This is a genomic window from Paenarthrobacter sp. TE3676 (assembly GCF_056279165.1).
The window spans coordinates 32,496-46,208 of the sequence record NZ_JBWBQU010000004.1; the positions used below are offsets into that span (position 1 = coordinate 32,496).

At 62.4% G+C, this 13,713-nt stretch carries 13 protein-coding genes; 5 read left to right on the forward strand and 8 right to left on the reverse strand.

Going from position 1 to position 13,713, the window contains the following annotated elements; genetic code table 11:
- Nucleotides 1–63 precede the first annotated feature (63 nt).
- The gene (locus ACZ881_RS10780; protein WP_476115078.1) at nt 64–1,377 is read right to left on the reverse strand and encodes a GNAT family N-acetyltransferase; all 1,314 of its coding nucleotides are present in this window, start codon (nt 1,375–1,377) and stop codon (nt 64–66) included.
- A gap of 84 nt (nt 1,378–1,461) precedes the next feature.
- On the reverse strand, nt 1,462–4,104 hold the full coding sequence (polA, locus tag ACZ881_RS10785; RefSeq protein WP_476115975.1) for a DNA polymerase I: 2,643 nt from the start codon (nt 4,102–4,104) through the stop codon (nt 1,462–1,464).
- A 160-nt stretch (nt 4,105–4,264) separates the two neighbouring features.
- On the opposite strand from polA, the gene ACZ881_RS10790 reads away from it, so the two are divergent.
- Entirely contained in the window at nt 4,265–4,729 is a 465-nt protein-coding gene (locus tag ACZ881_RS10790; protein ID WP_243836761.1) for a hotdog fold thioesterase, read from the forward strand.
- 27 nt (nt 4,730–4,756) lie between these two features.
- Here the strand turns inward: ACZ881_RS10790 and ACZ881_RS10795 are convergent, their stop codons facing one another.
- The 5 genes from ACZ881_RS10795 to ACZ881_RS10815 all read right to left on the reverse strand — a co-directional run bounded on the left by ACZ881_RS10795 (nt 4,757) and on the right by ACZ881_RS10815 (nt 8,689).
- Complete coding sequence (locus ACZ881_RS10795) at nt 4,757–5,296, reverse strand: dihydrofolate reductase family protein (RefSeq protein ID WP_091467313.1); 540 nt, start codon at nt 5,294–5,296, stop codon at nt 4,757–4,759.
- A 45-nt stretch (nt 5,297–5,341) separates the two neighbouring features.
- Complete coding sequence (locus ACZ881_RS10800) at nt 5,342–6,469, reverse strand: hypothetical protein (RefSeq protein ID WP_476115082.1); 1,128 nt, start codon at nt 6,467–6,469, stop codon at nt 5,342–5,344.
- Nucleotides 6,470–6,565: 96 nt separating this feature from the next.
- Nucleotides 6,566–6,787 (reverse strand): hypothetical protein, encoded by a 222-nt coding sequence (locus tag ACZ881_RS10805; protein ID WP_476115085.1) that lies wholly within the window; start codon nt 6,785–6,787, stop codon nt 6,566–6,568.
- Nucleotides 6,784–7,989, reverse strand: coding sequence for an inorganic phosphate transporter (locus ACZ881_RS10810; protein ID WP_091467307.1), 1,206 nt, complete (start codon nt 7,987–7,989; stop codon nt 6,784–6,786). The genes ACZ881_RS10805 and ACZ881_RS10810 overlap by 4 nt, the downstream gene beginning before the upstream one ends.
- Nucleotides 7,990–8,170: 181 nt before the next feature.
- Nucleotides 8,171–8,689, reverse strand: coding sequence for an HAD domain-containing protein (locus ACZ881_RS10815; protein ID WP_476115088.1), 519 nt, complete (start codon nt 8,687–8,689; stop codon nt 8,171–8,173).
- A 142-nt stretch (nt 8,690–8,831) separates the two neighbouring features.
- On the opposite strand from ACZ881_RS10815, the gene kynA reads away from it, so the two are divergent.
- Genes kynA through ACZ881_RS10830 form a run of 3 tightly spaced genes read left to right on the forward strand, consistent with a single transcriptional unit; the run spans nt 8,832 to nt 11,878 of the window.
- A complete protein-coding gene (gene kynA, locus ACZ881_RS10820) occupies nt 8,832–9,701 on the forward strand; it encodes a tryptophan 2,3-dioxygenase (protein ID WP_178993013.1) in 870 nt (289 codons plus the stop codon).
- A 46-nt stretch (nt 9,702–9,747) separates the two neighbouring features.
- Entirely contained in the window at nt 9,748–10,986 is a 1,239-nt protein-coding gene (gene kynU / locus ACZ881_RS10825; RefSeq protein WP_476115091.1) for a kynureninase, read from the forward strand.
- Between the two features lie 7 nt (nt 10,987–10,993).
- Complete coding sequence (locus ACZ881_RS10830; RefSeq protein WP_476115093.1) at nt 10,994–11,878, forward strand: PaaX family transcriptional regulator; 885 nt, start codon at nt 10,994–10,996, stop codon at nt 11,876–11,878.
- A gap of 8 nt (nt 11,879–11,886) precedes the next feature.
- Here ACZ881_RS10830 and ACZ881_RS10835 read toward each other — a convergent pair whose 3' ends face one another.
- Nucleotides 11,887–12,609: a GntR family transcriptional regulator gene (locus ACZ881_RS10835; protein WP_476115096.1), complete on the reverse strand. Its 723-nt coding sequence runs from the start codon at nt 12,607–12,609 to the stop codon at nt 11,887–11,889.
- 150 nt (nt 12,610–12,759) lie between these two features.
- Here ACZ881_RS10835 and ACZ881_RS10840 point away from each other — a divergent pair, with 150 nt between their 5' ends.
- Complete coding sequence (locus tag ACZ881_RS10840) at nt 12,760–13,698, forward strand: N-acetylglucosamine kinase (protein WP_243836760.1); 939 nt, start codon at nt 12,760–12,762, stop codon at nt 13,696–13,698.
- Nucleotides 13,699–13,713: the final 15 nt, after the last annotated feature.

Sequence of the window (13,713 nt, forward strand, 5' to 3'; positions counted from 1 at the left end):
GGATGTCCCTATCTGGTTTGTAGCTATGTGGTTGTAAAGACGTGCTTGCGAAAGACGAGGTTGCTAGAAGTGCGTCAGGCAGTGAGCGGAACGTTCGACGGCAAACAACTGCTGGGCCAGGAAAGCAGCTCCCGCTGTTTTCTCGCTGATACGACCTGCAGCAGCCAACGTTACCGGCGATACGGCACCAAGGTAGATGGATGCGAGGTCTGTGACGTCCAGAACGAGGTCCGGCGCCTCGCCGGACGCTTCATTCACGACGGCGGCAGCACCGCCGTCGGACTCCAGAACCCAGGTGCCACCCGCCAGACCCAAAGAATCCGACACCTCCAGCACCAGCCTGCCGGCAACCGGGAAGCTGCGGGCGCGCAGGGCAGCAGGAGTATCGAGGATCCTAAGCCACAGCATGTCGCGGATCTCAGACGCCTCAATGCACCTTGGATCCTCCAAGGCCCATGCGAGGGGGTCGTCCACAGGCGCTTCTGCCCAGGACACTTCGTCAATGAGGTCGATGCTGCCCAGGAATCGCCACAGGTCCAGGTAAGCCGCGTTGCTTGCCGCGACGAGGTCCACAATTTCCATGGTGTAAGGCTTATGGTCCCACCCCTTGAAGCGGTACGAAACGTATCCATCCAATGATCCGGAAGGGTCATAGTGAAGGGCGCAGCGGACGGAGGTGTCGGGCTTGCCGTCATGGCCGATGGAACCGGAGGCGAGCAGCCGGTAGTACTCTTGCCTGTCGATGGAACCCGGCGAGATTCGCTGGACGCGTTCAAAAACCTGCGGCGCGATGTCCAGCAAAACAGAGGGATCGGCGACTTCCACGGTGCCCAGCGGCTGGCCCCTGAGGCGGAATCTTGGCCCGGTATCAACCTTGATGCTTCGCTCAAAAGTGGCAACACCGAAGCCGAAGCGGCCATAAATGGACGCCTCTGACGCAGTGAGGGCGGCCATGGCCAGGCCGTCATCCTTGGCAGCTTCCAAGTCGGCGGTGATCATGCCGCGAAGAATCCCATTCCGGCGGTGGGTGCCGCGGACTGTCACGGCGGTGACGAGGTTGGATTCAAGCTGGCGGCCAAAACCTATGTTCAGGGCCTTGCGCATAGTCGCGTACGTTGCCACCGGAACGTCGGAGCCAAGCGAATGCACAGGCACGGTGCCATTGGCATAGACGCCTGTCAGTTCGCGCTTGTCCGTTTGGTAGGCCGCCAGGGTTTTGGCCAGGTATTCATCATCGCGCCGCTGTTGATGGAATCCGTGGGAGACGGCCTGCACCCAGGTGGTGCAGCGGCCATATCCGGCGTCTTCAGGATCGGCTACGGCTGGGAAACGTTGGACGGTGTATTTTCCGGACATCTTTTCATTGGGATCGGCCACGCCTTCGAGCCTAGCCAGACGCCGGAGGGCGCGCCACCATCAAGGCGGCGCGCCCTCCGGCGTTCCTCTGAAAGCTTCCGTGGACTAGTGTCCGGCCTCGTACCAGCTGGAACCGACGCCAATCTGGACATCAAGCGGGACGGACAACTCAGCGGCCGAACCCATCTGGTCGATGACCAACTTCTCCACGGCTTCGCGTTCGCCCGGGGCCACTTCCAGGACAAGTTCGTCGTGGACCTGCAGCAGCAGGCGCGATTTAAGGCCCTGGCTGGCGAGCTCCGCCGAGACACCCAGCATGGCGCGCTTGATGAGGTCCGCAGCCGAGCCCTGGATGGGCGAGTTCAGGGCGATGCGTTCTGCTGCTTCCCTTGCCTGCCGGTTCGTGCTGGTCAGGTCCGGCAGGTAGCGGCGACGACCCTCAATGGTGGCTGTATAACCGTCCGTCCTTGCCTGATCCACTACACCGCGCAGGTAGTCACGCACCCCGCCGAAGCGGTCGAAGTAGTCCTTCATGAGCGTGCGTGCCTCATCCACGGAGATTTCCAGCTGCTTGGACAAGCCGAAGGACGTCAGGCCGTACGCCAGGCCATAGGACATCGCTTTCACCTTGGAGCGCATGGCACTGGTAACTTCGGCCGGTGCCACGTTGAAGATCCGCGATCCTACGAAGCGGTGCAGGTCCTCGCCGTCACGGTATGCCTGGATCAGCGCTTCGTCGCCTGAAAGGTGAGCCATGATGCGCATTTCGATCTGCGAGTAGTCGGCCGACAACAGGCACTCGTAGCCTTCGCTGACGACGAAGATGCCGCGGACGCGACGTCCTTCCTCGCTGCGGACCGGGATGTTCTGCAGGTTGGGGTTGTTGGACGAGATGCGGCCGGTGGCTGCAATGTTTTGGGCATACGTTGTGTGGATGCGTGCATCATCAGCAACGGACTTTTTGAGGGTCTCCACCATCTGAGCCAGCTTGGAAGACTCACGGTGCGCCATGAGCTGGACCAGGAATTCGTGGCCGGTCTTCTCCAGCAGCCCCTTCAGGGAGGCGGCGTCCGTGGTGTAGCCGGACTTGATCTTCTTGGTCTTGGGCAGGCCGAGTTCCTCGAAAAGGACAGTCTGCAGCTGCTTGGGCGATCCGAGGTTCACCTCGTGGCCGATCGCCGCGAATGCCTGTTCCTGGGCATTCTCGATCACCTTGGTGAGGTCCGCGAGTTGCTCGTCCATACGGTCCGTGGACACAAAGATGCCGGTCAGTTCCATCTGTGCCAGCACACGTGCCACAGGAAGCTCCAGCGTCGTCAGCAGGGCGTCAGCCTTGATGTCGGCAAGTTCCGTTTCGAAGTGCTTGCTGAGGGCATGTACGACGGCGGCATGCTGGACGAGCGCTGCTGCTGCAGCCTGGTCTGTTCCACCCGAGAGGTCGAGTTCCAGCTGCCCGGACTGTGTGGCGGCCGTGGCAAGGGAGATCTTTAAGTGAACTTGGGCGAGCTCGGCGAGGTCGTAGCTACGGCGGTCCGGCTGGATCAGGTAGCCGGAGATGGAGGTGTCATCCACTACGCCCTCCAAGCCGAGGCCACGGTTGTGGAGAGCCTTGAGGGCCGACTTGAACTCGTGAAGCACCTTGGCTTCCTCGGGGTCCTTGAGCCACCGAGCCAGGACGGTCTCAGCTGCAGCGTCCAGGCTCGTCAATTCGATGTACGCAGCTCCGTTGCTCCTGACAACAGCCAAGGCACTTGCGTCATCGCCGATGCGTCCAGGAACCAGCTGCACTGCCAATGCTGAACGCACACCGGATCCGGCTGCGAAGAAAGCCTCAAGTCCCGCGGCGTCCGTGAGTACCGAGAATTCAGGGGCATCGATGGTGTCGGGGGCCGCTCCGGCAGTGTCATCACCGTAGAGATCGAACAACCGCGTACGGAGCGTCCGGAATTCGAGTTCCTCGAAAAGATCCTCTATGGCCTGGCGATCCGGACGTGGCTCATGCAAATCAGCCAAGGTGAGGGGAAGGTCGAGGTCGGTCAGCAGCCGGTTGAGCCTGCGGTTGCGCTTGACGTTCTCAAGGTTCTCCTTCAGGGCCCCTCCCACCTTGCCGCCGATGGAGTCAAGGTTGTCCAGGATGCCTTCCAGGCCACCGTAGAGATTAATCCACTTGGCCGCGGTCTTGGGGCCAACGCCTGGAACTCCGGGAAGGTTGTCCGCAGTTTCGCCCACGAGCGCGGCGAGGTCCGAGTACAAACCAGGCTTGACGAAGTACTTCTCCTCGATGGCCGCAGCGTCCATCCTGGGGATGTTGCTGACACCCTGCTTGGGATACAGCACAAAGACGTTGTCGTTGATCAGCTGGAACGCGTCCCTGTCGCCTGAGACAAGAAGGACTTCGAAGCCTGCAGCGTCACCTTGGGCTGCCAGCGTGGCCAAGACATCATCGGCTTCATAGCCGGGCATGGCAATGGTCCTGATGCCCCAGGCTTCCATGACCTTGGCAATGAGGCCGATCTGGCCGGCAAACTCCGCAGGAGTGGCGTTCCTGCCACCTTTGTATTCGCTGTACTCCGCTTTGCGGAACGTCGTGTCGTCCGAGACGTCGAAAGCGACGGCAACGTGGGTGGGCTTCTGGTCCTTGATCAGGTTGATCAGCATGGACGTAAACCCGTGCACTGCGTTGGTGTACTGACCCCTGGCCGTGGAGAAATTCTCTGCGGGAAGGGCGTAGAAAGCCCGGAAAGCCATGGAGTGGCCGTCCAGGACCAGCAGCCTGGGCCGACCCTCCCCCATGGAGCTGGTGGATGCTGTGGCAGAGGGGGTGGGTGCTGTAGCGATGGCAGCAGCTTGGGCCGTTGGAACCTGGTCCGGTTTGGTTGTTTCACTCACAGGTGCCAGCCTAGTTGGCATGATGGACAATTTCACGCCGAACCGGTTTGTCGACGAACTCAACGAGGCAGGTGTTCCCGAAGAGTTCCACGATTGGCTTTCAGCGCATGGCGTTGGCGCCCTTGTGGTGAAACTGGGCATCCGGTTCACGGAAATGAGCGCCGAGCGCACGGTGGCCACGATGCCGGTGGAAGGAAACACCCAGGTGGCCGGCATCCTCCATGGCGGCGCGCATGTTGTCCTGGCTGAGACTTTGGGTTCGTTCGCCGCGTCACTCCACGCCGGCAGGGGTCGCCATGCGGTGGGCATCGAGGTGGGCGCAACCCATCACCGGTCCGTTGCGAGCGGCATAGTGACAGGCACGTGCACGGCCATCCACCTTGGCGGGACCTTGGCCACCCACGAGATCGTCATCACGGATGACAAAGGGCGCAGGCTCTCAACTGCCCGGATCACCAACATGATCCGGGACAACCGTCACTGAGCTGGAACCGTCACTGAGCCTGAAGCGTCACGGCAAGCGGTAGTGCAGTTCGGCCGCGGCCCCACCCAGGATCTTCGACGAAACCAACTCAAGTGGCGCCGTCGGGCCGTTGAGGGGCAGTAGTCGCTTCCCTGCGCCCAACACCACGGGAATGATCGTGACGATCATCTCGTGAAGCAGGCCGGCATTGGCGAATTGGGCCACGAGGTCGCCTCCGCCCACCAGCCAGACGTTCTTGTCGCCGGCATCCTTCAGCAGGTCCGGGGCGAACTCCCGGACGTCACCCCGGACAAAGGTGATATCCGAACCGGCCGGAGCGGAGTATTCGTGATGGGTGAACACCCAGCAGGGCGTGTCCGGATACGGCCACTTGCCGGGTTCGTGTTCCATGAGCCAGCGATAGGTATCGCCGCCCATGGCGATACAGCCAACGCCCGCCATGAAGGACTCGATGCTCTCGTTAACGCCCTCAACCTGGTCGAACTGCAGGAGCCAGCCAAGGTCGTCGTCCGGCGAAGCGATGAAGCCGTCAATGGTTGAAGCTACGTAGTACTGGAAAATCGACATGGCCCCAGACTAGGACATGGCCCCAGGCTAGGACATGACCCCGGACTAGTCAGCGGCAGACTTACTGCTCCTCTTAACGGCGGGTGTTTCACCGGCTCGTTTGGAATCCGGTGGCGTTGCAGCGTCATTCGGCGGACTTGGGGTGTTGCCGGAATTGTCGTAGAAGAAGGTCACCGTTCCGGCGACTTCCGCCGTGTCCGTGATGGAGATCCGGATGGCGTCCCTGCCTTCGGCCGCGGGCATCCGCAAGTACAACGCCTGGTAGTCCCCTCCCCCGGCCACGACGTCCGGGGCTGTGGGGACACCGTCGAACAGGACCTCTCCTACCCGCACGTAGTAACCGTCCAAGCGGACAATCGTGCCACCGGCCCTGGGACCTGAGGCGCGGGTCGACCCGGTGACGGGCCGCAAGTCCCCGTCCACCACGGTCAGCCCGAGCAATTGCCGGGGGCAGGCTTCTCCCGGCGACTGTTCCGCTGTGAAGATGCCGCCGGGATTGCTGCGGTACTGCGCCACCACAGATGCTGACGTGGCGGCAACCCTGAACTCAAGGCACTGCCGTTGCGGGATCCGTGGGGTGTTGGCGACGGCGGCGGTTGCCCGCTGCCAGTCCTCTTGGCTTCCGGTCTGAAGGGCACGGCAGACGGCGGCACCCGCCAGCCAGACGGCCGCGTCTGCTGCCCCTGCCACGCTTTGGGCCAAGGCATCGCACTGGAATTGCTGGAGCAGGAGATACCGCTGGCCCGGGGCTGGATCATTCGGACCGATGGGTCCCGTTGGTACCCAACTCACCACGGTGGGACTCTGGGAAGGGATCTGGGGGCCCGGGGTCTCCTGCTGTTGAGTAGTGGTGCTGGAGCCGTGAGTTGGGTCGACGGCGGTGGGTTCGGGTGTTGCGGTCGTGGCGTCGGCAGAGTTGTCGCCTGACGGGGTGGCTTCTGCGGAGGCGTCCGATGACGGGGTGCCCTCTGCCTGGGGCGATTGTGTAGTTCCCGATTGTGTCGTGCCGGCCTGAGCCGTGCTGGCCTGCGACGGTGTGGTCGCCGGTGGCGAGGCGGAGGTCGAGCCAGGCGGGAGACCGTCGTTTCCAGGAGGAAGGCACGCCGAAAGTCCAAGCATCAAGACCGGAACCAGCGCCAGTCCGATGAGATGCTCCCGGGATCGGCACGTCATCACAGCCCCACATCTGCCGGATTAAAACAACGCAGCTATGTGCATAACTACACTGCTGATTATTCTCCCGAACGGACCTGACGGCTAGAAAGGTGCTTACTTCCCGAAATAGGGCACGATCAAGTAGATGCCGAAAAGAACGGCCAGTGCACAGAAGCCAAAGCAAACGAATGCCAGGGAGCGCGCCAGGGCGGGCGACTTTTGCCGGGCGTCACCGGCGATGGCCGTCAGGCGAACGCCCAATGAGTAGAGCACCACCAAAGTCACTGCGGCCACAAGGGTTACTCCGCCCACCTGCAGCAATTCCAACCATTTCATCGCTGCACATCCTCGCTGGGGGTGGTCTTTCGGGACTTCTTCTTCTTACGGAACCGCACGGCGTGGCCGGCTTCTTCAACCTCGACGGCGTTGTGGTGGCCAACGTGCGACCGGCGGGAAACGACGAACATGAACAGGACCGCGGCAGTTCCCACCACTGCGGCGATGACGACGCCTACGACGCCGATGCTCACCAGGAGAGCTGTGAGGGCGCCGACGATGGCCGAGGCCGGGAGGGTGAACAACCATCCCAGGGCGATCTTTCCAGCGGTGCCCCAGCGGACGGATGTGCCCTTGCGGCCGAGGCCTGAGCCGATGACCGAGCCTGAGGCAACCTGTGTAGTGGAGAGGGCAAAGCCCAAGTGGGAAGAGGCCAGGATGGCCGAGGCGGTGCTGGTTTCAGCGGAGAAACCCTGAGCCGGCTTTACTTCGGTGAGGCCCGAGCCCATGGTGCGGATGATGCGCCAGCCACCAGCGTAGGTTCCGATGGCGATGGCGAACGCGCAGGCGGCGATGACCCAGAACTGCGGACCGCTTCCCGGTGCCTGCGTGCCTCCGGCGATGAGGACCAAGGTGATGATGCCCATGGTTTTCTGGGCGTCATTGGTACCGTGCGCGAGGGCCACCAGGCTTGAGGTGAAGATCTGCCCGGTGCGGAAGCCGCCACGTTTCTGCGTGAGCTTGTCACCGGTTTCGGGATCATGCCGCGAAGTCAAGGCATACGCGAGGCGGGTACAGATGTACGCCACAAGGCCTGCGATGAGCGGCGCGAAGATAGCGGGCAGGATCACCTTCTGGAGCACGGTCTCGAAGTTGATGGAATGCAGGCCGATGCCCACCACTGCTGCGCCGATGAGACCGCCGAAAAGAGCGTGCGAGGAACTCGACGGCAGGCCCTTGAGCCAGGTAATCATGTTCCAGAGGACGGCCCCCATGAGGCCGGCAAAGATAATGTCCGGCGTGATGTGGATTCCGTCCGAGCCTTCCCGGATCAGTCCGCCGGAAATGGTCTTGGCCACTTCCGTGGAGAGGAACGCGCCTACGAGGTTGAGCACGGCGGCCAGGGCGACTGCCGTCTTGGGCTTGATCGCCCCTGTAGCGATAGGCGTAGCCATCGCATTGGCGGTGTCGTGGAACCCGTTGGTGAAATCAAAGAATAGGGCCAACGCTATTACCAGCGCGACCATGAAGGTGATATCCACCTGTTGCCCAATCTGCAGAGTCGTCGACGTTCAGCAGTTTCACTTCCCCATACCTGCCATCCACAGCATAGTTCAGCAATTGTTCAACTGACGTGGCTTGCGGGATTCACTCTGGCGGGCTTGAAACCTTAAGAATCCTACGTGGCATCCGGTGAGCGGACAAACGTGCAGATGCTCCGCCTCAGCCCAGGTAAGCCCGTACGGACGCGAGGTCGCGACGGGACAGGCCCTTGCGGGGATCCGGTGAGATGCAAAGCACACGGTCCTGCTGGTATTCGGCCCAGGACCGGGCATCGGACTCCTGGCTGAGTTGGTCGTCAAGCCAAATGATCCGCTCGCTGCCGATGGCGGCCAGATCCTTTTGGAGGGCCGTCAGCTTCCACCACTCCGGGCCCTCATCCCAACCTTGACTGGACAGCACGGGCCAGTCATGGCCATTCAAGCCAATGGCAGGGCACAAAAACTCCGGGGCCAGGCGTTCCCACGTAGTAAGCCAGACAAAGCGCGCAGCTGGATGGTCCGCCAAATCATTGAGTTCGGCAACAACTTCCGGCGCATAGGCGACATCAAGGATCCCTGCGTCAGCGATGCTCCATCCGCCACCCCAGTCAGTGGTTCCGACCGGACTGAAGGGGTTCACCACGCCGTCGACATCCAGATACACGGACACGGGCGCAGCGGCACCTTGGCTGGCATCCATGGCCACTCCCCCTTCCCCACGGTTGTGAATCAGCCTACGGGAGAGCGGGGCAGGAGAAGCGGATCGCCGGAAGCGGATGAGCATCGAGAGACCAGATAAATCATTCTCTTGACGTGCGTCATGGAAGTGATAATCTCGAAGTATGGAAAAGCCCACAGTTCATTCCGCCCAAAGCGTCCGGGATATCGAGGACACAGTCCGTACGGATTTCCGGCATGCAATGTCGTACGGCGGATATCTGGACCTTGACCACCTGCTCAGCTCCCAGCACCCCCTCAGCGAACCCGAACACCACGATGAGTTGCTGTTCATCATCCAGCACCAGACCAGTGAGCTCTGGCTGAAGCTGGTCCTGCACGAGTTGCTGGAAGCCCGGCGGCTTTTCGATGCCGACAACCTCGGCAAGGCACTCAAGTGCATCGCCCGGGTAAAGGCAATCCAACGCACCATGACCGAGCAATGGTCGGTGCTTGGAACGCTCACACCCCGTGAGTACGCCCAGTTCCGCGGTTTCCTGGGGAGCTCGTCCGGCTTCCAGTCGTACCAATACCGCGGCGTCGAATTCCTGCTCGGCAACAAGAACCGTGGAATGTTGCGCGTCTTCGAAAGTGAACCCGAGGCTCACGCATTGCTCGGAAAGCTCCTTGAGGAGCCCACGCTGTATGACGCCTTCCTCAGGGTCCTTGCGCGAGCCGGCTACGACATTCCGTCCGACATTCTTGACCGGGACACCAGCGAGCCGTGGACGTTCCGCAAAGACCTCGTCCCCATCTTCCAGAAGATCTACGAATCGGACGACACTCCATGGGGCCTCTACGAAGCCTGCGAAGACCTGGTGGATATTGAGGACAACTTCCAAGCTTGGCGCTTCCGCCACCTTCGGACGGTCCAACGCACCATCGGCTTCAAGGTAGGTACCGGAGGATCGTCAGGCGTGGACTTTTTGAAGCGCGCCCTTGACCTCACGTTCTTCCCCGAGCTCTACGCCGTCCGAACCGAAATCGGCAACTAGCAACTCCGCCCGGCCAGGGCCGCCACACACTTCCGCAGGAGGAACCATGACCACAGCACAGCAGACCCAAAAGCCGACGTCGGCCGAGCTGGACGCCGCTGATCCCCTCGCCGCCCAGCGTGAGGCGTTTTACACGCCCGACGCCGATCAGCTCGTCTCATATCTGGACGGCAACTCACTCGGACGCCCGCTGAAGGTTACCTCCGCGAATCTGGCTTCCTTCGTTCACGACGCCTGGGGCAGCCGCCTCATCCGCGGCTGGGACGAGCAATGGATGGACGAGCCCACCGTGGTGGGTGACCGCATCGGCGAAGTGGCCCTGGGCGCCGCTCCGGGACAGACCACGGTGGGTGACTCAACCTCGGTGATGCTGTACAAGATGATCCGCGCGGCAGTCGACGCCCAGCCGGGCCGCAACGAAATCATCATCGACCGCGACAACTTCCCAACGGACCGGTTCATCATCGAGGGCATCGCCAAGGAGCGGGGGGCGAGCATCAAATGGATCGCCGCGAACCCTGCCAGTGGTGTGCGGGCGGAGGACCTGGACGGGTTGCTGGGCGAGCGGACCGCCGTGGTTGTCCTCAGCCATGTGGCCTACCGCTCCGGATTCCTGGCCGATGCCAAGGGAATCACCGCCAAGGTGCACCAAGCCGGCGCCTTGATGCTGTGGGACCTGTGCCACTCCGTTGGCTCCGTGCCTCTGAACCTGGACGAATGGGGCGTTGACCTTGCCGTCGGATGCACCTACAAGTACCTCAACGGCGGACCGGGCTCACCGGCCTTCGCCTACGTCAATGCTTCACAGCAAGACCGTTTGCAGCAGCCCATCTGGGGTTGGATGGGTGCGGACAACCCGTTCGGGATGACGGAGTCGTACAAGCCCGCGCAGGGCATGCGCAGGTTCATCACGGGAACGCCTCCGGTGTTGGCCATGCAGCCCCTCAAGGACATGGTGGAATTGATCGCCACCGTGGGAATGGATGCCGTCCGTGAGAAGTCGATCAAACTGACCGAGTACGCGATCGCGCTTTCCGAGGAACTCCTGGTCCCGCTTGGTGCGGAAATCGTGAGTCCCCGCGATCCCGCCGAACGTGGCTCGCACATCACGGTGGACCACCCGCTCTTCGCCGATGTCACCGCCAAGCTGTGGGAAAAGGGTGTCATCCCCGACTTCCGTCCCCCTCACGGCCTGCGCATCGGCCTGTCACCGTTGAGTACAAGCTACGCCGAGGTTGAGCTGGGAATCGCAGCCATCCGCGACGTCCTCTCGGACCTTCTGTGAGCCGGAAATGAGTGCCGTCCTGGACGACATGGACTCCCGCCCCGGGAGTACGACCTCGCTTCTGCGCACCGTCATCGGCCTGTATCTGCGAGATGCCGGCGGGTGGATGTCAGCCAAGGACATGGTGACCCTCATGGAAGCCCTGGGCACCTCCGGAACAGTGACCCGGACGGCGCTGGGACGGCTCCGCAAGAAGGACGTGGTGGTGCAGGAGAACCGCGATGGTGTCCCCGGGTTCACCCTCACCGAGGGCGCTGCAACCATGCTTGCCCGGGGGGATCGCCGGATCTACAACCCGCGCAGCATGTCAGTGTCGGATCCCTGGTGCCTGATCTCCTTCTCCATCCCCGAGACGGAGCGCGAGAAGCGGCATCAGCTACGGCGCAGGCTCCACTGGATCGGCTGCGGTACGGTGGCCGCCGGACTGTGGATTTGCCCTGATTCGCTTCGGGTGGAAGTGGAAGAAATTCTTGCCGACCTTGACCTCCGGAGCATGGCCACGATCTTTGTGGCGGCAACTCCACTGGTGGGTGGCAGCCTTCAGGATGCTGCGTCGAAATGGTGGGACCTGAAAGCGGTAGCTGAGCTGCATAGGGACTTCATTCGTCAGCACAGCAACAGCAACAGCAACAGCAACGGCGAGCTTCCGCGGCATGCCGGTCAAGCCATGGAGCCCTCCCCCGAGGCGTTTGCTACCTATGTCCAGTGCATCGACCGATGGCGGATCATCCCCTACCTTGACCCTGGCCTGCCGTCGGCCTTCCTGCCTGCGGACTGGCCCGGAGCAGAGGGCACTGCCTTGTTTGGCCGGCTCGTCGCCGCCTATGCGGAACCGAGTGCGGAGTTTGTGCGCAACACCTTGAGGGAAACTGCCGGGGCTGCCATTTCCTGATGGCGCACTTAGTCCCCTGACTTCACACGGGACACGAAGCGGAACCTGTCGCCGCGAAATGCACTGCGGGTCCACTCCACCGGCGCGCCGGCCGCATCACGAGCCAGGCGGTGGACCACCAGCAATGGTGTTCCCATTTCGATTCCCAGCAGCCTGACGTCCGCCGGACCGGCAAGTGATGTCTCCACCGTGTCCTCAACGTCGGCCACCTTGACCCCGTAGACATCTGCCAGAACGGCATAAAGCGAGCCCGCTTTGGCCAGGTTGGACTTGAATCGCGGCAGCTTCCCGGGAAGCCAGGCGATCTCATGCGCCAACGGTTCCCCCTCAATTATTCGGATGCGCTCCAGCCGGGTCACCGGGTCACCTTGGTCAACCCCCAGATGGGCGGCGACCTCCGCATCAGATCGAAGGACGTCGAGGGCAACCAGCGTGGAATCCGGCCGCAGGCCCTGGCTCCGGGCGTCATCCGAAAAAGACGTCAGCTGCCGGACGTGCGTCACCTTTGGGGGCGCCACGAAGGTGCCGTGTCCTTGGATGCGCCCCAGCTTCCCTTCCGCCACAAGCTCGCTGATGGCCTGCCTGACAGTGGTCCGGGAGGTGGTGTACTTTTCGGCAAGGGCACGTTCGGTGGGAATCAGCGTGCCCGGTTGGAGTCCGGCTATCAGCCCGAGTACCTCGGTTTTCAGGAGGTAGTATTTGGGCGTTGCGTGCTCGACTTCGCTGGACATATTGGCATCCTACTTATGGACAACACCATTGGTCTATGCCAATGTTGATCGAGTTGGTCTGTACCCGCTCCGGAACCGCTTCCGAAGACCGTCACTTATCCGAAAGTCCGCACCCGAAACGAAGGGACGTCAGTTGGAGGAAATACAGCAGTGGAACACCACCAAGTCGGCGGAGATCCTGTGACTCCCGCTGTTCTTGGCCTCCACATAGGCGGCTCCAAGACGCACGCTGTCAGGTCCGATACTGCACACGGCGACGTGGACTCCCAGGGTGGCTCCGGCGTCGAAATCACCGAAGCCAGCGCCAATCTGTCCTCCGTTGGGCACCAAGGCGCCGATGCCGTGCTGCGCCGGATCGCCGCAAGTGTGGGTGGCGGTATCGAGGCGGTATGTGCCGGAGCAGCCGGAGCGGACACCCCGGCAAGTCGTGCAGTTCTCTCCGCCTTGCTCACGGAGCATTTCCCTGGCGCCAGGATCGACGTGGTGCATGACACCCGCATTGTGCTGGCGGCAGCAGGCCTCGACGCCGGAGCCGTGGTTGTCGCGGGCACCGGATCGGTGGCGTGGGGCCGGAACCGCGAGGGCCGGGAAGCCCGCAGCGGAGGTTACGGGTACCTGCTGGGCGATGAAGGCGGCGGCTACTCGGTGGTGCGCGACGCAGTCCGCGAGGCACTTCGCGAGTATTATGCGGGGCTGGAACCCGGCACCCTGGTCAGAGCACTCATGGCGGCCACGGCCAATGTGGATGCTTTGCAGCTCATGGACTCCTTCTACGCCAAGCCGGAACCTGACCATTGGGCCGGTTTGGCCCCGCTGGTCCTGGACCTGGCAGCGGAGGGCGATCCTGCGGCGTTGCGTATCCAGGCAGAGGCCGCGCACTCGCTGGCTACGCTTGCCCGACAAGTCATGGGTGAGCTCGGATTGGACCTGCCGCTGGTCATGGCCGGCGCCCTGTTAGTGAATCAGAGCCAGCTCGCCGCGGCCGTGGCGCGCAAGATGTCCTTGGAAGATCCGTCCTTGATCCGGATCCTGGCTCAGCCCCCGGTCCATGGTGCAGTGGAATTGGCCCGGCAGCTGGTTCTGGAGTAAGTCCACTGAACCGGG

Bases quoted from the DNA above. Each gene is read 5' to 3' on its own strand.
- kynU (WP_476115091.1), top strand. From the start codon at position 9,748: ATGACCACAGCACAGCAGACCCAAAAGCCGACGTCGGCCGAGCTGGAC.
- ACZ881_RS10795 (WP_091467313.1), bottom strand. From the start codon at position 5,296: ATGTCGATTTTCCAGTACTACGTAGCTTCAACCATTGACGGCTTCATC.
- ACZ881_RS10805 (WP_476115085.1), bottom strand. From the start codon at position 6,787: ATGAAATGGTTGGAATTGCTGCAGGTGGGCGGAGTAACCCTTGTGGCC.
- ACZ881_RS10830 (WP_476115093.1), top strand. From the start codon at position 10,994: ATGAGTGCCGTCCTGGACGACATGGACTCCCGCCCCGGGAGTACGACC.
- ACZ881_RS10790 (WP_243836761.1), top strand. From the start codon at position 4,265: ATGATGGACAATTTCACGCCGAACCGGTTTGTCGACGAACTCAACGAG.
- polA (WP_476115975.1), bottom strand. From the start codon at position 4,104: ATGGCTTTCCGGGCTTTCTACGCCCTTCCCGCAGAGAATTTCTCCACG.
- kynA (WP_178993013.1), top strand. From the start codon at position 8,832: ATGGAAAAGCCCACAGTTCATTCCGCCCAAAGCGTCCGGGATATCGAG.
- ACZ881_RS10815 (WP_476115088.1), bottom strand. From the start codon at position 8,689: ATGGATGCCAGCCAAGGTGCCGCTGCGCCCGTGTCCGTGTATCTGGAT.
- ACZ881_RS10800 (WP_476115082.1), bottom strand. From the start codon at position 6,469: ATGACGTGCCGATCCCGGGAGCATCTCATCGGACTGGCGCTGGTTCCG.
- ACZ881_RS10835 (WP_476115096.1), bottom strand. From the start codon at position 12,609: ATGTCCAGCGAAGTCGAGCACGCAACGCCCAAATACTACCTCCTGAAA.